This is a genomic window from Candidatus Ichthyocystis hellenicum, from assembly GCF_001460935.1.
Classification (GTDB): Bacteria; Pseudomonadota; Gammaproteobacteria; order Burkholderiales; family 2013Ark19i; genus Ichthyocystis; species Ichthyocystis hellenicum.
Genome location: NZ_LN906597.1, coordinates 1,479,248 through 1,501,473 on the forward strand (window position 1 = coordinate 1,479,248; position 22,226 = coordinate 1,501,473).

Annotated in this window: 24 protein-coding genes and 2 tRNA genes; 4 read left to right on the forward strand and 22 right to left on the reverse strand. The window is 38.8% G+C overall.

Annotated features, from left to right (window positions below; translation table 11 throughout):
• Nucleotides 1-46 precede the first annotated feature (46 nt).
• Nucleotides 47-1,435, forward strand: coding sequence for a hypothetical protein (locus Arg41_RS05630; RefSeq protein WP_157722292.1), 1,389 nt, complete (start codon nt 47-49; stop codon nt 1,433-1,435).
• A 248-nt stretch (nt 1,436-1,683) separates the two neighbouring features.
• Here the strand turns inward: Arg41_RS05630 and Arg41_RS05635 are convergent, their stop codons facing one another.
• The gene (locus Arg41_RS05635; RefSeq protein ID WP_092490576.1) at nt 1,684-2,283 is read right to left on the reverse strand and encodes a hypothetical protein; all 600 of its coding nucleotides are present in this window, start codon (nt 2,281-2,283) and stop codon (nt 1,684-1,686) included.
• 393 nt (nt 2,284-2,676) lie between these two features.
• On the opposite strand from Arg41_RS05635, the gene Arg41_RS05640 reads away from it, so the two are divergent.
• The 3 genes from Arg41_RS05640 to Arg41_RS05650 all read left to right on the forward strand — a co-directional run bounded on the left by Arg41_RS05640 (nt 2,677) and on the right by Arg41_RS05650 (nt 6,946).
• Complete coding sequence (locus tag Arg41_RS05640) at nt 2,677-3,879, forward strand: tyrosine-type recombinase/integrase (RefSeq protein WP_092343459.1); 1,203 nt, start codon at nt 2,677-2,679, stop codon at nt 3,877-3,879.
• A 208-nt stretch (nt 3,880-4,087) separates the two neighbouring features.
• Complete coding sequence (locus tag Arg41_RS05645; RefSeq protein WP_092490577.1) at nt 4,088-5,887, forward strand: hypothetical protein; 1,800 nt, start codon at nt 4,088-4,090, stop codon at nt 5,885-5,887.
• Between the two features lie 132 nt (nt 5,888-6,019).
• On the forward strand, nt 6,020-6,946 hold the full coding sequence (locus tag Arg41_RS05650) for an RluA family pseudouridine synthase (RefSeq protein WP_092343457.1): 927 nt from the start codon (nt 6,020-6,022) through the stop codon (nt 6,944-6,946).
• Between the two features lie 24 nt (nt 6,947-6,970).
• Here the strand turns inward: Arg41_RS05650 and Arg41_RS05655 are convergent.
• The 21 genes from Arg41_RS05655 to rpsA form a co-directional block, all read right to left on the reverse strand.
• Nucleotides 6,971-7,047, reverse strand: a tRNA-Pro gene (locus Arg41_RS05655).
• A gap of 18 nt (nt 7,048-7,065) precedes the next feature.
• Entirely contained in the window at nt 7,066-7,353 is a 288-nt protein-coding gene (locus Arg41_RS05660) for an integration host factor subunit alpha (RefSeq protein ID WP_092343456.1), read from the reverse strand.
• Entirely contained in the window at nt 7,350-9,734 is a 2,385-nt protein-coding gene (pheT, locus tag Arg41_RS05665) for a phenylalanine--tRNA ligase subunit beta (RefSeq protein WP_092343455.1), read from the reverse strand. Before pheT ends, Arg41_RS05660 begins: the two co-directional genes overlap by 4 nt.
• Nucleotides 9,731-10,750: a phenylalanine--tRNA ligase subunit alpha gene (gene pheS / locus Arg41_RS05670; RefSeq protein WP_092343454.1), complete on the reverse strand. Its 1,020-nt coding sequence runs from the start codon at nt 10,748-10,750 to the stop codon at nt 9,731-9,733. The genes pheT and pheS overlap by 4 nt, the downstream gene beginning before the upstream one ends.
• Before the next feature lie 46 nt (nt 10,751-10,796).
• Nucleotides 10,797-11,156 carry a 50S ribosomal protein L20 gene (gene rplT, locus Arg41_RS05675; protein WP_092343453.1) on the reverse strand — a complete coding sequence of 120 codons (360 nt, stop codon included), beginning with the start codon at nt 11,154-11,156 and terminating at the stop codon, nt 10,797-10,799.
• Nucleotides 11,157-11,176: 20 nt separating this feature from the next.
• A complete protein-coding gene (rpmI, locus tag Arg41_RS05680) occupies nt 11,177-11,374 on the reverse strand; it encodes a 50S ribosomal protein L35 (protein ID WP_092343452.1) in 198 nt (65 codons plus the stop codon).
• A 22-nt stretch (nt 11,375-11,396) separates the two neighbouring features.
• Nucleotides 11,397-11,900: a translation initiation factor IF-3 gene (gene infC, locus Arg41_RS05685; protein ID WP_242641410.1), complete on the reverse strand. Its 504-nt coding sequence runs from the start codon at nt 11,898-11,900 to the stop codon at nt 11,397-11,399.
• 53 nt (nt 11,901-11,953) lie between these two features.
• The gene (thrS, locus tag Arg41_RS05690; RefSeq protein WP_092343451.1) at nt 11,954-13,861 is read right to left on the reverse strand and encodes a threonine--tRNA ligase; all 1,908 of its coding nucleotides are present in this window, start codon (nt 13,859-13,861) and stop codon (nt 11,954-11,956) included.
• Nucleotides 13,862-13,894: 33 nt separating this feature from the next.
• Nucleotides 13,895-13,971, reverse strand: a tRNA-Val gene (locus Arg41_RS05695).
• 137 nt (nt 13,972-14,108) lie between these two features.
• Nucleotides 14,109-14,825 (reverse strand): uracil-DNA glycosylase, encoded by a 717-nt coding sequence (locus Arg41_RS05700; RefSeq protein WP_092343450.1) that lies wholly within the window; start codon nt 14,823-14,825, stop codon nt 14,109-14,111.
• Nucleotides 14,822-15,529, reverse strand: a complete 708-nt coding sequence (locus Arg41_RS05705; protein ID WP_139057359.1) for a hypothetical protein — start codon at nt 15,527-15,529, stop codon at nt 14,822-14,824. The genes Arg41_RS05700 and Arg41_RS05705 overlap by 4 nt, the downstream gene beginning before the upstream one ends.
• Before the next feature lie 5 nt (nt 15,530-15,534).
• Complete coding sequence (locus tag Arg41_RS05710; protein ID WP_092343448.1) at nt 15,535-16,194, reverse strand: BON domain-containing protein; 660 nt, start codon at nt 16,192-16,194, stop codon at nt 15,535-15,537.
• Entirely contained in the window at nt 16,191-16,781 is a 591-nt protein-coding gene (locus tag Arg41_RS05715) for an SIS domain-containing protein (protein ID WP_157722293.1), read from the reverse strand. Before Arg41_RS05715 ends, Arg41_RS05710 begins: the two co-directional genes overlap by 4 nt.
• Before the next feature lie 179 nt (nt 16,782-16,960).
• The gene (locus tag Arg41_RS08445; protein WP_278183673.1) at nt 16,961-17,470 is read right to left on the reverse strand and encodes a pilin; all 510 of its coding nucleotides are present in this window, start codon (nt 17,468-17,470) and stop codon (nt 16,961-16,963) included.
• Between the two features lie 163 nt (nt 17,471-17,633).
• Nucleotides 17,634-17,891, reverse strand: a complete 258-nt coding sequence (locus Arg41_RS05725) for a hypothetical protein (protein WP_092343446.1) — start codon at nt 17,889-17,891, stop codon at nt 17,634-17,636.
• Between the two features lie 102 nt (nt 17,892-17,993).
• Nucleotides 17,994-18,512, reverse strand: a complete 519-nt coding sequence (locus tag Arg41_RS08450; protein ID WP_092343445.1) for a prepilin-type N-terminal cleavage/methylation domain-containing protein — start codon at nt 18,510-18,512, stop codon at nt 17,994-17,996.
• A 134-nt stretch (nt 18,513-18,646) separates the two neighbouring features.
• On the reverse strand, nt 18,647-19,156 hold the full coding sequence (locus Arg41_RS08455) for a prepilin-type N-terminal cleavage/methylation domain-containing protein (RefSeq protein ID WP_278183674.1): 510 nt from the start codon (nt 19,154-19,156) through the stop codon (nt 18,647-18,649).
• On the reverse strand, nt 19,153-19,335 hold the full coding sequence (locus Arg41_RS07950) for a hypothetical protein (protein ID WP_092343444.1): 183 nt from the start codon (nt 19,333-19,335) through the stop codon (nt 19,153-19,155). Before Arg41_RS07950 ends, Arg41_RS08455 begins: the two co-directional genes overlap by 4 nt.
• Before the next feature lie 57 nt (nt 19,336-19,392).
• Nucleotides 19,393-20,094, reverse strand: a complete 702-nt coding sequence (locus Arg41_RS05740; protein WP_242641411.1) for a BON domain-containing protein — start codon at nt 20,092-20,094, stop codon at nt 19,393-19,395.
• A gap of 43 nt (nt 20,095-20,137) precedes the next feature.
• Complete coding sequence (locus Arg41_RS05745; RefSeq protein ID WP_092343442.1) at nt 20,138-20,464, reverse strand: HU family DNA-binding protein; 327 nt, start codon at nt 20,462-20,464, stop codon at nt 20,138-20,140.
• Complete coding sequence (rpsA, locus tag Arg41_RS05750; protein WP_092343441.1) at nt 20,457-22,169, reverse strand: 30S ribosomal protein S1; 1,713 nt, start codon at nt 22,167-22,169, stop codon at nt 20,457-20,459. Before rpsA ends, Arg41_RS05745 begins: the two co-directional genes overlap by 8 nt.
• Nucleotides 22,170-22,226 lie beyond the last annotated feature (57 nt).

Sequence of the window (22,226 nt, forward strand, 5' to 3'; positions counted from 1 at the left end):
GCCATATAAAGATAAGAAAGTTTACATGGCCCCTAGGAAAGTTGATATGTCAAATTCTAAGTTACATAAATCGGTGAGATTTCCTAGTGATGAATCTCTATTAGTAAAAGTAAAAGAATTTAGGAAAACAGACCCCATTACCCTAGAAGAAATAAATGTAGCTGATATGACCGCTACTTCCATTCTTGAAAAACCTACTAGTAATACCCTAGAAGAAATAAATGTATCTGATACGCCCACTATTTCCATTCTTAAAAAACCTACTAGTAATCCTACTAGTAGTATTAGGAGATGCTACAACTACAAACACCACGTATCGGATAAAATACATCCAATGAGTAGAGAACACAAAAACAATACTAAGACTCTTTCATCTTTTTTCGTTAATTTTAATGAAAACTATACCCAGCCTAGATATATGCGTACTAAACATGTACGCCCTAGATGCCAAAATCTTAAATACTATTTACCCCAAAATCTGGTTGCATCGCAGTCTAGCGACGCAGAGAATAGTTGCAAAAAATTGTCACAAACAACATCTCAATTTAGTGACGAAGAGACTAATTGCAAATTATTTTTACAAACAGCATCGCAGATTAACTACAAAGAGATTAATTGCAAATCATTTTTACAAGGATGTGACAATGATCTCAGGAATAAAGAATTTTTACAAGCTTGTAATAAAGAATTTTTACAATCTTGTAATAAAATTGATACATGGATGATGGAAGCAGAATCTCTAAGTATCGGGGGAAATAATGAATTCATGATTAATACTAGAGCAACTGGAGGCAATATTAAACAACCACTTACTTTTTCAAAATCAATATCACCACACTTTCGTCCTATTCTGGAAAAATTAGAAAAAAACATGATGAAAAATGATGAATTATCATCACTAGGTAGTTATCGATCATTAGTAATTCCGACTATTCTATTTATTACTCGGTTAACATTAGAAAAAGTGGAACTAGAAATGGATGTACTAGCAAAATATATCTACTCTAAATTACTTGCACTAGATATAGACACTATTAAATCATTAATCAGTGAAAAAAAACTTGGGATTTATATAGAGGAAAACTTTTTATCAGATTTAAAGGCAGATATTAAATCTAAGTTAAAGGAAGCATTTGAGGATAATATTGAAAAACACAGAACTAGCATAAATGACATTGTTAAACAAGCAATTGAACGCACTGATAATATCAGCGATCTAGAAGCTAAAGACAGAGAAAAAATGGAAAAAGCAGAAAAAATAGAAGAAAAAAAAGAAAGAGAAGAAAGAGAAGAAAGAGAATTTATGGAAAAATTTCATTGTATCATTAGTGCCGTATTTTATCTAATGTCATCTTCTGTCAGAACATCAGAACTTTCTAGAATTGTAATTAGTATGGCAGAAAAAAAATCAACAGATTTTTTAAGGGATCATTAAATTTATAATTAGGTTATCAATTTAACGTTGTAATTACCAAGGCATAAATATCTCTTGTTCATTGTACATCTATAGGTACTACAATTTATTGGTCATAATTTTCTGGGATTAACTGTTATCGTATACAAATAAATAAGAGTCACATCCATCGTTGTCTCAGGAGTAATAAACAAAACACAAAAGTAACAGTGGGTAATTTAGCTTTTTAAAAAATCACACATGATAATATGTCCATCTTTATGTAGATATTATTTATTAAATAGTCCGCGTAGAGCTGTATCCAAATCAGTAAGTGACCTAGCAATTGGAGAAGATGATCCTAAGTACCTATCTAAATTAGTTTCAGCAAATATTGAAAATCTTGATTCAAATATCGAAAATGCATCCTGGGACACCTTAGAAGTAACAGCTTCCATAATATCGGAATTACTTAGTAATTCATCACTGAGCATCTCTCTAGCGGAAGAATATTCAGAAATAACAGAACAAATAAACATATCGTAGAGTCTGGATTTATTTTCAGGTGATAAAATATCTTCCTTGGTAGCAGATCCTGACTCAACAGCATGTCTCGCCCTAATTCCTTCTGCATGTAAAATATCTCCAACGGCCGACCTGCAATAATTAACAATTCTTCTCTCAAGGGTACGTATTGGATCAGATGTGCCCTCTAATTCACTGTCAGAAGAACTGGATGAAACGACATCAGCAGAACTAGATTGGGATAAAGATAAAAGAGTACTAGAAGAGTTAGAATCAGAATCATCACCAACAGCACCAACATCACCAACAGCACCTGATACGCTCGCTGCACCACCTACGGCACCTTTGCCTCCATTGATAGCCATAAACTTATCCTTATTATTTATATAATCATTTTTTGTTTTCCACTATCTCAATATCATTCAATCACTATCAAATAGACGATAAATGAAAACGGAGTAAGAAATATTAACATAAACTACTGCATAAAAAGCATACACAATTACACCTACGGTGCGTATTGTTATTTTGCAATAACAATAAAGTACAATTTATCAATCATGGATGGACTTAAAGCTAACATAATTAGAAGCTTGAGTTTGAATATCCACTACATCTATATGAAATATTAAAAATGAAGCATCTATAAAATTGCAGGTAACCATTCATAGTTTTTATGCAAATTAAATAATTAATATCTATTAGCATTGGCTGTGATATCATCTGACCTGTAGAATGTACGGCATGAGACGACGTTGATGAAAGTTGTACCTATACCTGTCATTGATAAACTGGAGTTCATGACTGATCCGAATCCTCTTTCAGATATTTACTTATTAGAGGATTATGTATCGGTTATTAATTTCCTAAGGCAATATGGGGGCAATATATCAACTTTCGAGTCATATCGGAGGGAAGTTGAAAAAATTATTCAGTGGGCTTGGAGAGTAAAAAAGATCTCCTTGCTAAAGATTTCTAGAAGTGACATAGAGGAGTACATAAAGTTCTGCATCAATCCCCCCATATCATGGATAGCAACCAAGCGTCACCCGAGATTTATTGATAAAAGTGGCACCCGATGCCCCAATAAAGATTGGCGTCCATTTGTATCTTGTATCAGCAAACTAGACTACAAAGAAGGCAAAATACCGGATAGAAATGACTATTCAATTTCTCAGAAGACTATACGGGAAATTTTTTCTGTATTGAGCAGTATGTTTAACTTTTTTTGTATAGAAGGAAAAGTTGAGCGCAATCCTGTTGCCCTAATAAAGCAAAAAAACAAGTACCTACAAAAGGTCCAAAAAAAATCTTGTTCATTGCGCCTTACAGAAAAACAATGGGATGCATGCGTCAAAGTAGCATCCTCCATGGCAACCAAGGACTCCCGTCATGAAAGAACGCTCTTTATTATATCTTCCCTATATTTGCTCTATCTAAGGATTTCTGAGCTTACAGCAACAGAACGGTGGGTCCCAGAGATGAATAATTTTTATCAGGATGCTAATGGGTGTTGGTGGTTCAAAGTTGTAGGAAAGGGCAATAAAATGCGTGAAATTGCCGTTAGTGATGCCATGTTAAATGCTCTAAAGAGATATCGTAAAAGTCTAGGACTGACGGATATACCTTCCCCAGATGATGACTTCCCGTTGATTCCCAAAGAAAGAGGAAAAGGACCAACAACAAGCACTAGGCGCATACGTCAAATCGTTCAGTTATGTTTTGATGAAGCAATTCACATACTAAAAAAACAAGGACAAACTCAAGAATCACAAATGCTAGAATCAGCAACCGTCCATTGGCTGCGCCACACAGGAATATCTGATGACATAAACAAACGCGGCCGCCCAATAGCTCACGTCAGAGATGATGCTGGACACAGTAGCAGCGCAATTACAGATCAATATAATGACATAGATCTTATGGAAAGATATAAATCTGCAAAAAGCAAGTCCGTTTAATTATTAAACAAATTTTTTGATTTACAGAACCATAAAAATAAATCATATATCACATATTAAGACGAGTACTACGTGATAACATCGCCCTGATGTGCTTATTTTTCATTTTTTTGCGTGCATAATGTATTTTATGCCTCCCAAAGTATAGAAAGATCAAACTAATACTTTCTAAACAACTACTATAATTAAATGCTACGCGAGTTGAGATATGGCATATAACGATTCATTTAAGATTACCGGAAATTTATCTTTAGGCTCACTGTACGATTCCGAGGCTACAACGTCCTCTGCTGCAAATAATAGCGGAGATAACATTTATGAAGACATAGTTCATTTTCACCATTATGAAGGGGCATCACAAACTTCTTTTACTTATAAAAAACTACCTTCCGTAGGTGAGAATACGTTTTCAGAAACAGAAAATTCCTGTATTCTGTCGTCATCTATGACAAGTACAAGTAGTGAAGCAAGCGTAAGCAGTGAAGACAATGTATACCAATGCATGAGGGGTCATGAAGTCCGGACCACCTTGGGTGCTGCTTCAAAGATTTTTTGCGATGATGGGTATTTCTGTGACACGAAAAATCACCCTCTCAATGATCTGAGGTATTGTATTTCAGAAGGTGGAGGCCGGCATCCTGCTTTAGAAGAATCTGATCACCAAGATACCGATAGTGAAGATGATGTGTACCAGCTAATGGCCGACTTGGATATCGGTGCTACCTCGGTTGCTGATACTTACAAAGATTTTTACGATAGCGATTGCATTAGTAAAAACTATCATTTCAACGATCTAACGCAATATATTTCAGAAATAGAAAGCATCTACCCTGACTCACTTGAGTTAGATCAACCAGACACAAATTTTTCTTCAAAAAGTAGCGAAAAATCTAATAATCAAGAATCTAGCAGTTACACGTTGGACATTAATTGTCACCTGTTGCTCAAAAGCAGCTCTCCTATTGAAATACCTAACAAAAATAGATCTTCGAAAATAATTATAGAGGGCGATCAAAATTATTGTGAATCAGATTTTATAAAAATAATTCAGGAAAACGAAAAAAATACCACATCCAATACACATACAATTGATTTTGATACAAAACTTACTCAAATTATAAAACCTATGAAATTTATAAAGTCGATGTCTTCTCCATTTAAGAAGACATCTAGAGACAAAGAATCTTCTCCTCTTTCTCCTAAATCAAATATAGACATGCCATTGGCATCATCGTTTTCATCGTTGTACACTTCTGTATCTTGTGAAAATGCATCTGAAAGTATGCTATCAAGTTATAATTTGTCAGAAACAGATTTTTACAGCAGAACAAAGAGAAAGAATAAACTTCTATCAAGAGGAATAACTGAATTCATAATAGATAGCAATATTAAAAGATTTACTTGCTTTTCAAAAGCTACCCCTTGTCCTATTATTTCTAAAAATTTGTCTATTGTAGAATCACGTGTGAGAAAGTTGTTTCCTGACTGCGATAAAAATGTTTTGGATGAGATTGTCGCACTTACTAGATTTATACTTAGAAAAGGATTTGAGGAATCAGAAAAATTTCTAAAAAAATGCCGAAAAAAGTATGTGGATAAATTTGATAAAAATAAATTTTTACTGCATAGTACAGATAAAGAAAACGAATTAGAAATGAGTCAAAGAATTCTCGATACTTTATTCACTGAAGATGACATGAATTATATTTCGTGCTACGCCAAGGCCTTCGTTTCCCTTAGTTATAATAAATACAAGAATGATATATTCATACTACTAAACATGATAACTTCAAGTAACTACCATATGGAAGCAAACATTATTGATGTAGAAATAGATAAAAGCAATAATGAAAACACTATAGGAACTCTAGAGAGGAAGTTAAATCACAACTTGCTTTTAAAGATGGATGTAGTATTTAACATAGTACTTGGTTACAAATACAGAAAAGACGAATCGTTCAAGAAGGCAATTATTAATATATTCGAAATGAACTTAGAGTACGTATAGCGATTCAAAAATTATATATTACCAAAAAAATATCTGGGATCTTAGGTAAAACCGTTATTACCATATTGAAATATAACACCTATCTTATATGATAGAATTGGGTCGGTTAAGTTACATTTTTAGAGCTCACACATGGATAACATTCGTTCAGTTATTGTCAGTTCTGAAGATCATGGGTGTCGTATTGACAAATTTTTGGCAATACACATCGACTCTTTTTCAAGATCACAATGGAAAGCGTGTATTAATACAGGAGATGTCTACGTTAACTCTAAGTGTGCAAATCCAGACTACAGGGTAAACGCTAACGATGTTATTTATATTTACTCCCTTCCACCTTCTCCATCATCGGTCATTATTCCCCAAAACATAGACCTCAATATTGTACATGAATCTGATAGCTACCTTGTAGTAGACAAACAGAGTGGCATTACTGTTCATCCTGGATCTGGATGTGTGGACGGAACACTTATTAACGGCTTACTATTCCGTTATCCTGAGTTGAGAGAATTACCACGGGCGGGGTTACTGCACAGATTAGACAAGAACACTAGTGGACTTCTAATTGTTGCCAAAAACCAGCATGCTTACCAGCACTTGTTTAAACAAATGATGGAAAGAAAGATTGAAAAGAGATATTGGGCATTAGTTTGGGGGGAAACAGTAAGCCACTTCACAATTGAAAAAAACGTAGGTCGAGACTGCTTCAACAGAACTAAGATGGCTATTTGCAACAAAGACAGCGGTCGCTACGCCAAAACAATATGCATACCCCACAAAATAAGCCCTTGTCGTAAAGTAAGCTTAGTCGAGTGTATCTTGGAGACTGGAAGAACACACCAAATAAGGGTCCACCTAAGCAGCTGCAATTTACCCATCATCGGTGACGAAAAATATTCTCCCGGCAATCTTTTTCTTATCAGTCCAGTAAAACGCCAGTGCCTCCATGCAAAATCAATAAAATTTATCTGTCCTGAGAGAAAATGCCAAGTTTCTTATTACTCAAAGATACCAACAGACATCGAAAGTGCCATAAAACACTTCAGCATCGACCAGTAAAAAAACAACGCCCGTAATCATTCATGGTCGGGATGAGAGGATTTGAACCTCCGACCCCCTGCACCCCATGCAGGTGCGCTACCAGGCTGCGCCACACCCCGACCCTAAACTCAACCATATCAGCCACAGTGACTAATAAGACCCTTCAATTTATTACTAGGATGAAACGTTACAACACGCCTAGCAGATATAGGAACTTCTTTTCCTGTTTTTGGGTTCCTACCAGGACGCTGCGGCTTATCTCGGAGTTGGAAGTTACCGAATCCAAATAGACGAACTTCCTCACCTCTAACTAGGCTAAGACGAATCTCATCAAAGAATATGTTAACAAACTCTAGAGCATCATGCCTGCTGATATTAAATCGCTGCAACATCAAAGAAACTAGATAGGCTTTCGTTACTGTCATAAATCTCTCTCTTCTCTCAAAACAACAGAAGGCAAACTTTCCGCCAGACAAATCATAGATGCAACAATTTCGCTGACGTCCCTATCAAGAAGTGTCCTTGTCTTTGATCGCATTTCCAATCTAAAAGCCAAACTACGACGTTTATTACACTTTTGGTCAAAATAAACATCAAATAACCTAATCGACAAAACTATATCATCGGGCACTGGCGTCATAGACAATTGATCAAAAATATCCTGGAAAGGCAAATCAGCAGGAACCCAAAAGCAAATATCCCTTACAACTTTTGGGTTAACAGAAAATTCTTGGTAGGTCAAACGATCTGCCATACAGAAATTGTCATGATAAAACTCAAACAACACAGGTAAGTATAACAAATTGAGAGTTTTTTTAAAGCGAGGATGTAAAACACCAACTATTCCAATTGCTTTTCCATTCTGTACTAAAGAACTAACAGCAGCGGGATGAAAAAAATCATTGTCTTCTTTATAATAAGCAAAAGAAGCAGAAACAGCTCTTTCTATATCACCTTTAACATCAAATAAATCCACCTCTCGATAAGAATCATGACCCCACTGCTCTGGCAAGAAAGATCCATAACAAAGACCAGCAACCTTGTTTATCTCCCGCACGTCATCTTCACGATAGAAACAAACTGCCGATTCAAATATTTTTAAATGTGTAACTCCATGACGAGCATTGTGCTCCAAAACATCTATAAGACCAGGTAAAAGCTCGGAGCGCATAACACTCATACTCTTACTCATTGGGTTGGATATGCTAACAAAATTCTTTTTTAAATCCCAACGTTGTTTTTTAGGGTCAGAAAAAGCATATGTAAAAACCTCCTGGTATCCAGATGAAACTAGGGAAGATTTAATTTTATCCAATGACTGCCTATCGGTAAAAAAATTATCATGCACAAATGATGGGTATTGATTAGGTATATTCTCATAGCCGTAGATACGAGCAACTTCCTCAACCAAATCCTCTTGTGACGAAATATCAAAACGCCAGCTAGGAACGGAAACTACCAACTGTCCTGTTCGTTGTTTATGATTGGGCAACCCAGCACGAAACAACAAATCCGAGATAGTTTCTTTATCCAAAGAAACTCCAATAAGAGAATTAATTTTATCATCATCTACAACTAAAAGTGATTCACTTGATGCATCTAAAATATGATGACATACTTTTTCTTTCAATGTTCCACCGCATATCTTTTTTACAAGATGAAGAACATGCTTAAGTATTGTTAAGGTAGATCGTGGATCTACCCCACGTTCAAAACGAAATCCAGAGTCAGTTATAACATTAGACAAACGAGCCTGTACTGCACATACACTGGGATTAAAACATGCTGCCTCTATAAACACAGATTTAGTTTGAGCAGAAATAGCAGACTCTGCGCCACCAATTAACCCAGCAATTGCTTGAGGTTTGTTGCTGTCGGCAACAACAACAAAACGATCATCTAATTTTTGTTCATTAAGAGCAATTGTGGTAATGGTCTCAAGTGAAGATGCTCTGCGAATAAATATTTTATTGCCAAATAATTTATCTGCATCAAAAGCATGAAAAGGCTGTCCCCACGTCAAAAGTGCATAATTAAGAATATCCACTAAAGAATTTACCGATTTCAACCCACTTGCCAAAATTCTATGAGTAATAAAGAATGGGAGTGGATTATCTAGATTTATACCTTCTATAGCTGCGCCGTAATAAACCGGACAATCATCTGCTGAATCAATACTTAACCTACAACGAGACACATCAGGAGCCTGATCCCAATCCCTGTAATCAGATGGAACCCAAACATCGAAATTTCTCGACCACGCACCTATCTCTCTAGAAATTCCCCAAACACTCAAACAATCGGGACGATTAGATAAAACTGAAACATCAAACCAAACATCTGGTGGGCAAATAACATCAAAATTATTTCCAATAAAACTATGATCTAATGACAAGTCCAAAATACCAGATGATGAATATGGCAACCCAATTTCATCAGCCGAACACAACATACCACTTGATACAACCCCCCTTATTTCTCGCTTCTCTATCATCATTCCATTAGGAAGCACGGCTCCTACAAGCGCACAAACCACCATCATCCCAGATTGAACATTAGCAGCACCACAAATAATGGAAACTGGTAATTTAGCACCCACATCAACCTGACAAAGCTTAAGACGATCAGAATTTGGATGGGGTAAGCATTCTAAAACGTAACCGACTACGACTTTATCTCCAAGTGAAGAACAAACACAGACTGATTCGTCCTCAAAACCAGCCATCGTAAGACGATCAGATAATTCTTCAGGGACAATATCTAGCTTTGGCAAGAACTCTTTTAACCAAGAATAAGAAAACTTCATTCGAACCCACGACAATTAAACTGAGAAAGAAAACGAAGATCATTTTGATAGAAGACACGCAAATCAGCAATACCATAAAAAAGCATAGCAAGACGCTCTATCCCCAAACCAAAAGCAAATCCACGGTATTTGTCACAATCGATATTACACATTGAAAGAACATTGGTATTAATAAGCCCACAACCACCAATCTCCAACCACTTGGGTTCTGTCATCTGTGGAGTCTGGAAAAAAACATCTATCTCTGCTGACGGTTCTGTAAAAGGAAAAAAAGACGGTCTAAAACGTACTTTTATGGACTTATCATCAAAAAATTGGCAAACAAAAAGCTTCAGTAAACACTTGAGTTGAGAAAAATTAGTGCTTTCATCAACACAAATACCTTCTATTTGATGGAACATAGGAGAGTGGGTAGTATCATGATCAACACGGTACACGCGACCCATACCAATAACCCTAACTGGAGGAGTATTAACGGAAAGATGCCTAATTTGAATAGGAGAAGTATGGGTTCTCAGCAAAAGCCCGTCATGTAGATAGAAAGTATCTTGCATAGAACGGGCGGGATGGGTATCAGGAGTATTAAGAGCCGTGAAATTGTGCCAATCGTCCTCCACCTCTGGCCCATAAACCTGGGAAAACCCAGCGGAGTGCCAAAAAGAACGAAGGCGGCGCATAACCAGAGAAAGAGGATGGTATCCACCCTCGCAGTGACCTCGAGCTGGGAGAGTACAATCAACGGAATCAGATAAGAGCTGCTTTTTAACTAACTCATCATCGATAAAACTACGACGCTGGCGAACCGCATCCTCAAGCTTGGTACGGAGAACATTCAAGGAACGAGCCACATCCCTACGCTCTGAGGGAGGTAGATCCTTTATCGAACCAAGAGGACCAGTAACCAACCCACCTTTGCCGATATAAACTGCCTTTACTCTGTCAAGAGCAGCCACTGTATCAGCTGCTTCAATTTCAGAAAGAGCTCTCTCCTCCAGCAATGAGAGATCTTCGTGCATAAATAACCTACTTGTACATAAGAGTGGAGAAGGAGAAAACTATAACCTAAGCAGCAGCCAAAGTCCTTACTCGCTCGACAAGAGCAGCAAAAGAAGATTTATCGTTGAAAGCCATATCTGCCAAAACTTTACGATCAATCTCCACTCCAGACTTCTTCAGATCATTCATGAACACACTGTACCCAAGGCCGAGCTCGCGAACAGCAGCATTGATACGAATAATCCATAACGACCTGAACTGACGCTTACGCTGTCTTCTATCACGATAGGCATACTGAGCTGCCTTCATAACTGCTTCTTTAGCTACTCGATATACACTTTTGCGCCGACCACGGAAGCCCTTAGCCAGCTTCAGAACTTTTTTGTGACGACAACGAGAAACAACACCTCTCTTGACTCTAGGCATAACAATTCCCTAAGTTTTTGTTACGAATAAGGCAACATCGCACGTACAGCACCCACATCTGATCTACAGACGTAACTTATTGAACGAAGCGACCGCTTAATCTTAGTTGTCTTTTTGGTCAATATATGCCTCTTAAAGGCTTGAGACCGCTTTATCTTACCACTCGGGAGGACAGAAAACCTCTTTGCCGCCCCACGATTAGTCTTCATCTTAGGCATATTACCTACTCCAGTAACAACATTACTTCTTACGAACAGGGGCCAAAACCATGACCATCTGCCTACCATCAACCTTAGGTGTCTGCTCCACAATCACCAAATCACCCAAATCCTGCTTAATGCGACCAACTAAGTGCAATCCTCTGTCTTGTCTTGCCATCTCACGCCCCCTAAATCTCACGGTAACCTTAACCTTATCTCCATCAGCAAGGAATCGGGATATGCTTCTAAGCTTGACCTGATAATCAGCTTCGTCAGTTACCGGACGAAACTTAACTTCCTTTATCTGAACAACCTTCTGCTTAACTTTAGCCTCATGTGCCTTCTTTGCTTCCTGGTACTTAAGCTTACCATAATCAACCAACCTACAAACTGGAGGAGTTGCTTGAGGAACAATTTCTACCAAATCAACACCCTCATCCTCAGCAGCACCCAAAGCCTCAGACAAGGTCATCACACCTAACTGACCATTATCGACACCGATAACACGCACCGGATCCGAAGTTATTTCACGATTAATACGCACCCGTTTACCCTGTATGATGGAACACCCCCCCTCCAAAATTTTAACTTTATTAATCAGCGGCGACTAACAACATCGCTCTTAATGCGCTCAAGCAGACCATTCACGCTCATGCGGCCTAAATCTTCACCCAAACGCGACCTAACGGACACCAAACCTTCCAACTGCTCTCTATCACCTACGATCACCAGGTACGGTACCTTCAGCATAGCATGTTCGCGAATTTTATAACCAATAGTTTCATTGCGCAAATCCTTTTCAACCCTAAAGCCGTCTTTATCTATCAACGTAGCAACTTCATTGGCATAGTCATCACATTTATGTGTAACAGTTAATACACAAACCTGAACAGGAGAAAGCCAAAGCGGAAGCGCCCCTGAGTAATGCTCAATTATGATACCAATAAACCTCTCTATTGATCCCAATATAGCCCGGTGTATCATAACAGGACAAACTCTTTGATTTCCTTCTGAAACATACTCAGCACCTAATCTACCAGGCAAAGAAAAATCGAGCTGAAGAGTTCCACACTGCCACGACCTGCCGATAGCATCCTTGATGTGAAACTCTATTTTAGGACCATAAAACGCACCTTCACCAGGCAATTCTTCCCAAGAAAGAGAACCAAGCCTAAGAGCATCTCTTAAAGAATTCTCTGCATGATCCCAAATAGAGTCACTACCGATCCTTTTTTCTGGCCTCAAAGATAATTTGACAACAACATCATTAAATCCAAAATCTAGGTAAACACCCAAAAGCAAACGATTAAAAGCAACAACTTCGCCAATAATTTGATCTTCTGTGCAAAAAATATGTGCATCATCCTGCACAAATGCGCGAACTCTCATCAGGCCATGCAAAGCACCTGATGGTTCATTACGGTGACACGAACCAAATTCAGATAGCCGCAATGGTAAGTCACGGTAAGAACGCAGAACAGTATTAAAAATCTGAACGTGACCGGGACAATTCATAGGCTTTATAGCGTAATCATGTTTTTCTGATTCGGTAACAAACATGTGCTCCGAGTAATTGTCCCAATGACCGGAACGTACCCACAATGACCTACTCATTAACTGCGGAGTTTTAACTTCCTGGTAACCATTATTAGACAAAACATTGCGCAAGTAACTCTCAATTATTTGCCAAACGATCCAGCCACGGGGATGCCAAAAAACCATACCTGGAGCTTCGTCTTGCCAATGAAAAAAATTAAGCCTCTTACCGATGCGCCTATGATCTCTCTTCTCTGCTTCCTCAATTAAGCTCAAGTGACGATCGAGCTCCTGAGACTTAAAAAACGCAGTACCATATACACGCTGCAACATCTCATTTTTAGGGTCCCCTCGCCAATAAGCACCAGCAACCCTCATTAATCGAAAAACTTTAAGAAAACTGGTATTAGGAACATGTGGACCTCGGCAGAGATCAACAAATTCACCTTGCCTATAGAGAGACAAGTCTTCCCCCTCTGGGATGGAAGAAATTAGCTCCACCTTATACTTTTCACCTAAATGAACAAAAAAATCTATGGCTTCCTGCCGGGACAAGACAAAACGCTCTATGTCTAATTTCCTAGCAGCAATTTCTCGCATTCTATTCTCAATTACCGGTAAATCATCGTCACTCAAAGGACGCGGCAATGAAAAATCATAGTAAAACCCATTTTCAACAATAGGACCTATAGCAACCTGAGCTTCAGGAAAAATCTCCTTGACTGCATGCGCTAACAAATGAGCACAAGAGTGCCTAATTACATCTAGAGCTTCTGGATCACAATCCCTAACAATACGTAATTGAGCATCTTCTCGTATAAGATGGTTAATATCTACCAGCAGACCATTAACAAAGGCAGCAACAGAGCACTTAGCCAATCTAGGACTGATATCAGAAGCTACAGAAAAGGCAGTCACCGCTTCTTCATATCCACGGACACTGCCATCAGGAAAAGTAATATGAACCATGCTTTGGTGTAATACCCAGTAAACAGAAACGCGTGGTAGGCACGATTGGACTCGAACCAACGACCCCCACCATGTCAAGGTGGTACTCTAACCAGCTGAGCTACGTGCCTATCCAAAAGAGACTGCATTGTAGATAAACCTTGGTTCTATGTCAAAGCAAGAAACTTATTTTTCTAAAAAAATGAAACTATTTTCATCAACATCAAAGAATGTAAATCCCATATTTCAACAGGATAGATTGCCGTTACTAAAGTGATGAAATAACTTTTTTAGCAAAAATCATATCCTCCCATACTTTGCGCTTTTCAAGCGGGCTACGAAGCAAATAAGCTGGGTGATACGTTACAATCAATGGGATCCCTTGATAAAAATAAGTATTTCCCCTCATACTACCTAGCTTGGTATCAACATGACCAAGAAGGGCTTGTGTTGCTGGTCTACCTAAAGCAACAATTATTTTAGGATTTATAAGAGAAATTTGCTTTTGTAAATAAGGCAAACAAGTATTGATCTCTGCTAAAACAGGGGTTCTATTTTCAGGTGGGCGACACTTTATAGCATTGGCTATGTACACACCTTCGTCACGTGACAACCCTAGAGAAAAAAGAATACAATCCAAAAGTTGTCCCGCCTGACCTACAAATGGTTCGCCTATATTGTCTTCATGCTCTCCCGGGGCTTCCCCAACGAACATCCAGGTAGCCTTCACATCACCTACCCCCAATACAGCTTGTTTACGCTTCTCACATAGTCGGCATTTTTTGCACCGGGAAACATCTTTAGACAAATCAGACCATTGCTTACGTTCATCTACTTCAAAATCAAAATTTTTAATGTCATATGGAGGTGAATCAAAATCAACAATACTATCAACATCCTCAGTTACATCGGGTTCAAAATGCCTTTTTCGAGATTTCCATATGTAATTTATCCCCATATAGTACAAACGTTCCCTTCTATTCATGATTTCCTTTGCATAAAATTAATCTGCTCCTCTAATGTCAGTGCTGACGGCAAAGTGGCATAATCTACACAAATTTCTCTTGCACGATAGCAATTTTCTGAAGCAGAATTATAAAACCTAATCTTAGCCACTGAGTAAATATCTAATGCTGTATGATTTTCTGTATGAAAGCAAATATCATCGTAATCATCACAAATTAATAAAAACCCAGATCCATAAAGCAGGCTCCCTGGAGAATAATTTTCTTCGAACCAAAGGCGGAACCCATCCTTACTCATTATTCTCTTGGACAAAATTTCTTTTATGCTAGAAAAATCGACCTCATACGATGAAACTAAAACCAAATCAGGCTTGAGAAGAAGAGAAATAAGAACAGACGAGGATTTTTTCTCATCAAGCGCTTTAACTGCTAAGGCTTCCATAGAAAGAACCGGAATAACTGGAACATTAAACGAAGAGGCAACACCAACAGCCAGAGAAAACGCCAAGCGCGTCGAAGTAAATCCTCCTGGTCCAACATCTATAGCTACACAATCCAAAGTGCAGTGGCACATAAACTTACGCGACTCTTCCATAATTCTAAGTAATCCAGATGATGGATGATCGGTAGTCGATCTATAGAAACGTTTACCGTTACCACATGAAAGATACAAAGAGGAAGGAGAAAAAGAAGAAGATAAAGAAAGAACTCTAAACTCATCCATAACAATCAATCTACTGGTACATCCTCATTTTTACTAAAATTTTCTGAATAATTCCTATCGAGCAAATCAGCAATATCTTGAGAAACTATTTGAAAAACCTCTACCACATTTTTAACACCAGGAATACCACGAACACGTGAATAAACCATTTTCGCCTCTTCCTTAGTCACAATACCAATAAGATAAACGACTCCATTTTCAGTAACAACACTAATTATTGAAGAAAATCGTTTTTGTAGTTGGCAAATATCAGCCTTAACCACGGAAGTAAGAGCAGAGTCGTCAGCACGCTGCATTATCGTAGTTTCAGGAGCAACAATCAATCCAGAAACCATCCTGCGTACGTTTTTACCACGCGACAAAGCACGCTCAACCCGAATTTTATCTTCATGAGACGGAATTTGCCCCGTCAATAGTACCAGGCCATTGTAAACTGTAACCTCTACGTGCCCACGAGAATGCAAAATACTATTAGCAATTGACTTAGAATTTAGTTGAATCAAACGATCCAACACAACAGCACTAGCAACGCGACGATCTGCTGTAGTAGCAGAGTGAACCCCCCTAACTGCAGCTAGACCACAGCCCTCCATAAGGGGAGCAAGAGAAATAGCAAATACCAGCGACAAAATACAAGCCCACAAACGGAAGAAATTATTTTTCACACATCCTCCAATCCGAGCAACAGGCAATCCAATGCGTCACAAATGCAATTCAAAATTATCAGGTGAACTTCTTCAGCACGAATACTAGACTCGGAAGGTATATCAATACAAACATCAGATGCCTGCAAAAAAGGAGACAAAATATTATTCGCCGTTATTGCTACGACAGACACCTCTCGTTCTCTAGCCATCGCCAGCAGATCGGGGAATGATTCAACAGAACCACCTGGATTAACCACCAATAATACATCATCTGGCTGCCCAAATACACCCAGCTGCCTGGATAGCAATGAAGCATACCCGTGGTCTCGTGCTATAGGAAAAACAGATGAAAAATTAGGAATCAATTCCATAGCTGTAAATCCAGGGCGACTAACTTCCAACCCCACCAACATCTTAGAAACAAAGTATCCCGAGAACGCAGCACAAGAGGGATCAGAAAAAACAATAACCTTATGGTTATTGATGATAGCGCAACTCATCAATTCTGCTGCTCTAGCAATATCTGGGGCAATCGAGTCGATAACTTGCAATGTTATACGAGAACTTTCACTAAAATTTTTACCTATTCGCCGTATTATATCCACTGATAGCCTGCACAGAAAGGAGAACCACAGGATCTTACAGAAAGAACCTCTAGGTTTCAATCAAGAGACTACTAGACTCAAAAACAATGCTTCCAGATGCAGATGGCAATAAACACATAAATAAATCCAAAAATAGCGGCAACCAAATAATAAGGAAAATCTATCTGCAAATACCGCATCTACACAAGGTAAGTACCAGCCCAACTAGCGTACATACAGTCACTTGAATAATTAAAAACTGACGAATCCACATCGGTAATACACTGCAAAGACGCATGAGAAGATCCCGGCGCATAAAGGGCGTGAATACGAACAACCTTGCCATCAAACTTCGCAAAACCACCATCAGCTGCAGATCTGAAGAACCCAACAAGAATACAACCTGAAGAATAATCTCCCCCATCCCCCCTAGATCTAACAATTTTGTACCGACTTAAAATCTTATCATTAGGCAATGCAACATCACCATTTGTCCCGGGAGTAAAGCAACTACCGTTTTCAGAAAGATTTGCAAGCGCTGCTCGGGTTAGGTTATTCAGGGTAGCATAACCGCCGACAAAAATTGACTTCGCTGTATATTTTTGATACGCCGGTATAGCTACAGCTGCAAGAATACCAATAATAGCAACAACGATTAGTAACTCTATTAAGGTAAATCCATTATTAACATATTTATAGTTGTAACTCACATTTACTCCTAAAAAATATGAAACAAAAGCTACTAAAAATATAAATATTCAGTAACAGCCAAGTCCTAAACATGCCTGTAAATGTCAAATCTACAGCAAGTAACCAACATCCCAATCCGCATAACCACAAACTTGATCTCGCAAATCAAAATCAACTCCTACCTTAGGTAAGAGATTTAGCAAAAACACCATCCACATCAAAATTTTTCAAAACTACCATCAGAATAAAACTTGAAGCACCCAACAAAATTACACCCGCGCAGTCATCCCTAGGGATATTCATCCTAACGGCGCTATGAATTTTAGCATTAATTAACAGGGTATTAATACTAAACCATACGAGTAAAATAACCAGGACACTGAAGTGGGTTACAACAAAAAAACTGACATAGCAAAAATCACCACAGTGATTAATAATCATCGGCAAATACTGATAACATTATTTGCATAAAAATTTAAATCTCTGCCGTCCGTAAATTATTAAGGAATGAATGTACCATCCCAACTATACTCAACCACACGGTCAAGAAAGGTTATAAGTACCAGCCCAGCTATAGTATTGGCAACCTAAATCCTCAAGATCAAGAAATGACGGATCTATATCCGTAACGCATGATTTAGTTATAGGATCATCCGTGTACACATCACGAAGAGCCTGGATACGAACAGCTTTTCCATCAAACTTTGCAAAACCACCATCGGCTGATGGTTTGAAGAAACCAACAAGAATGCAGCCCTCGATCTTCAAAGCATAATCCGAACTAGCAGACAAAGTAGGAGTTATTATATATTTACCTAAAACAGAACTTCCACCCAACGTAACATATCCTGTGGTGACAGAAGTACGGCAACTACCCTTTGCAACAAGATTTAAAAGTGCCTCATCAGCAAATCTACTAAGCTCAGCGTATCCACGAACAAAAATTGACTTAGCAGTGTACTTTTGATACGCAGGAACAGCAATAGCAGCCAAAATTCCTATAATGGCAACAGCAACAATCAACTCAACAAGGGTAAAGGCCTTAAAATTATTATTTTTCACATCAACACCACTCTGATTGTTATAACTGCGGCTAATTCCGTTTATCTACAATATCAACGACAGTGGCAAGCTGATCACAATCAACGCTCACGAAAACAGACATAACGAACATAAGAGACTATAATACGTGAACATCATGAAAGTAAATAAGTACCAGCCCAACTGTAATATGGACAACCCAAATCATCGGCATCAAAAACCGATGAATCTATGTCCGTAACACACGACTTAAGTATGGGATCCTTTGTTCCTGCATTTTTAAGAGCATGGATACGAATAGCCTTACCATCAAACTTTGCAAAACCACCATCAGCTGCAGATTTGAAAAAACCAACAACAATGCACCCCTCAAGGGAATGAGGATCAGTAGATAAAGTAGGTGTAATTATATATTTACTTAGAACACTACTACTATCCAGCACAATATACCCAGTAGTGGAAGGGGTCCTGCAGCTTCCATCCACAGCAAGACTAAGGAGTGCCTTATCAGTAAAATGACTAACGAGAGTGTAACCGCTTACAAAAATCGCCTTCGCAGTGTACCTTTGATAGGCAGGTATCGCAATAGCTGCTAAAATTCCTATGATAGCAACAACCACTATCAATTCTATAAGTGTAAAGGCTAGCATTTTTTTATTATTCATATAACCACCATCTGCGAAAACTGCCACCCATAATTATTATTATTATAACCACCGTCCACTAAAATAATATCACTCAAATCAATCTTCTCAGAGGCAAAAACAAACAAAACTAGCAAACCAGGCAAATTTACACCAAAATACCGGCACTGTGAACATAAACCATTTTCGGTGTGCGACATTTTAACTTCACAGCACACAAATTAACAAAAATGGAAAACAAGATCAAAAATGATGCCTCATAAAGACATATTGTCGCTTTTACTGGTCTTATTCGAGTAACGGCCATCCAAGAGATCAGCCGTCTCCTGAGATACTATCTGAAAAACCTCTACAACTTTCTCAACTCCTGGTATCACACGAACACGAGAGGAAACTGCCTTGGCTTCCTCACGTGTAACAATACCCATGAGGTAGACTACACTATTTTCGGTTACAACCCTGACAAGAGAGGAAGACGGATTCTTAATCTGAGAAATATCGGCCTTAATCCTTGCTGTAAGAGCAGAATCTTTAGCACGCTGCATAACCCCTACATCAGGACCAACCGTCAATTCAGAAACTAATTTGTTGACATTCTTAACGTGAGATACAACTCGTTCAACTCTCAATTTATTAGCATACGACGGAACTTGCCCGGTCAAGAGAACTATACCATTGTAAACGGTAACCTCAACATGCCCCTTGGTAGTACGATTAGCGATAGACTTGGAGTTCAGCTGGGTTGATCTGTCCAACAGAATAACCTCAGCTTGACGACGATCAGAAACAACCAAAGCAGCTGCAATCCCGGTAACAGCAACCACCCCACAACCCTCCAAAACAGGGAGAGCAAAAAGCAAAGACGACACCCCCAAAACCAACCAAAGGGAAAATTTCCTTTTCATGTAAACTCCGACAACACCCAGTAAAACATCAACATACGCACAAAATCGGAGCAATACTCCGGGCTACAAGGAGAAATTGCTCCGCCATCCAACACAACTAAGACTGAGACGAGGAAGAACGATGAGAAGAATCGTCAACTACGGCTCTCAGCTCCTTTCCTGGTTTAAAATGCGGAATACAGCGCGCCGGAATAGATACTGATTCACCATTCCTAGGATTGCGACCAATTCTAGGAGCACGATAATTCAAACCGAACGAACCAAATCCACGAATCTCAACACGACCACCATCAGCAAGCGACTCAGAAAGTGCATTCAATATAACGCGCACAATAGAATCACACTCCTTGAGTGAGAGTCCACCCCCACAGCGCTCAGCCACACGCGCTATAATATCAGAACGATTTACCCCATATTTACTCATGATCACCACTACCATTTAGATTGCTATCTAGTTTCGCCTTTAACAAAGCACCCAAGTTTGTTGTACCAGAAGATACATTACTATCAACAGAAGGCTGACGATCCGAATCCGCCGACTGTTTAGCAGATTTCACGGTCAATTGAACAAAACGGTCCTTACGATCAATATTAAGTATGGTAAGACTAACTTTCTCCCCAACACTAAACAATGCAGTAAGGTCATCAACCGCAGCATCAGATGCACTCAGCCTACCTTCAACGTCATCCGCTAAAGTTACAACGACAAGCTGTTTATCTACACTTGCCACTATACCAGAAACAACCGAACCTTTATCGTTTATTGATGCATAAATACCCAAAGAACCATCATCAACCTGCTTAATTCCGAGAGAAATACGCTCCCTCTCAACATCAATTGAAAGCACTAAAGCAGTAACCTCTTGCCCTTTTTTATAATTACGAACAGCAACTTCAGGAGGAAGAGTCCAAGACAAATCTGATAGATGAACCAGACCATCGATTCCATAACTCAACCCAACAAAAACACCAAAGTCAGTTATAGATTTTATCTGTCCAGTTACACAGTCACCTTTGCTAAAGTTTTTTGCAAAATCCTCCCAAGGATTAGCACTGCACTGCTTCATACCCAACGATATTCTACGGCGTTGCTCATCGATCTCTAGGATCATAACTTCGATTTCATCACCTAGATGAACAACTTTGCTAGGATGAATATTACGATTAGTCCAGTCCATTTCTGAGACGTGAACCAGACCCTCTATTCCAGGTTCTATCTCTACGAATGCACCATAATCAGTAATATTAGCAACCTTACCTTTACGCTTAGTTCTAGGTGGATAGCGAGAGGCTAGACCTACCCAAGGATCTTTACCTAGCTGCTTTACACCCAAAGAAACACGGTTACGCTCTCGATCAAACTTGAGAACTTTAGCAGTAATTTCATCCCCAACTGAAAGAATTTCACTAGGATGTCTAACCCTACGCCAAGCAAGATCCGTTATATGTAAGAGACCATCTATGCCACCAAGATCAACAAAAGCACCGTAGTCAGTTATGTTTTTAACTAATCCTTTTACTACCGAACCTTCGGTAAGGGACGATATGAGAGCTTCTCTTTCTTCTCCCATAACTTCCTCTAAAACAGCACGGCGCGAAAGTACGACATTATTTCTTTTTCTATCAAGTTTAATAACTTTAAACTCAAATGTTTTGTTCTCGTAAGGAGTAGTATCTTTCGTAGGTCTTATATCCAACAATGAACCCGGCAAAAAAGCTCGGATTCCGTTGACCATAACGGTCAAACCACCTTTAACTTTACCTGACACGCACCCAGTTACAACTGCGCCTTCCGCCATCGCTTTTTCTAGTTCATTCCAAGCGGATATACGCCTTGCCTTATCTCGTGATAGACGAGTTTCTCCGTAACCATCCTCAATGGCCTCAATGGCTACACTAACAAAATCACCCACTGAAACTTCAAGCTCACCCTGATCATTGCGAAACTCATCAGCATTGATATATGACTCTGATTTTAAACCTGAGCTAACAACAACCAAATTGTTAGTGATTCGTATAACCTCGGCAGTAACAACCTCACCGACGCGCATCTCTTGCTTACTTAGGCTTTCTTCAAAAAGCTCCTCAAAGCTTTCTTCAACATCATCAACTTCATGATAATTAGACATTAAACAAAATCCTTAGCCAAAGCTAATTAGAAAGGGAAGAAAAAAATTTCCCTGCAA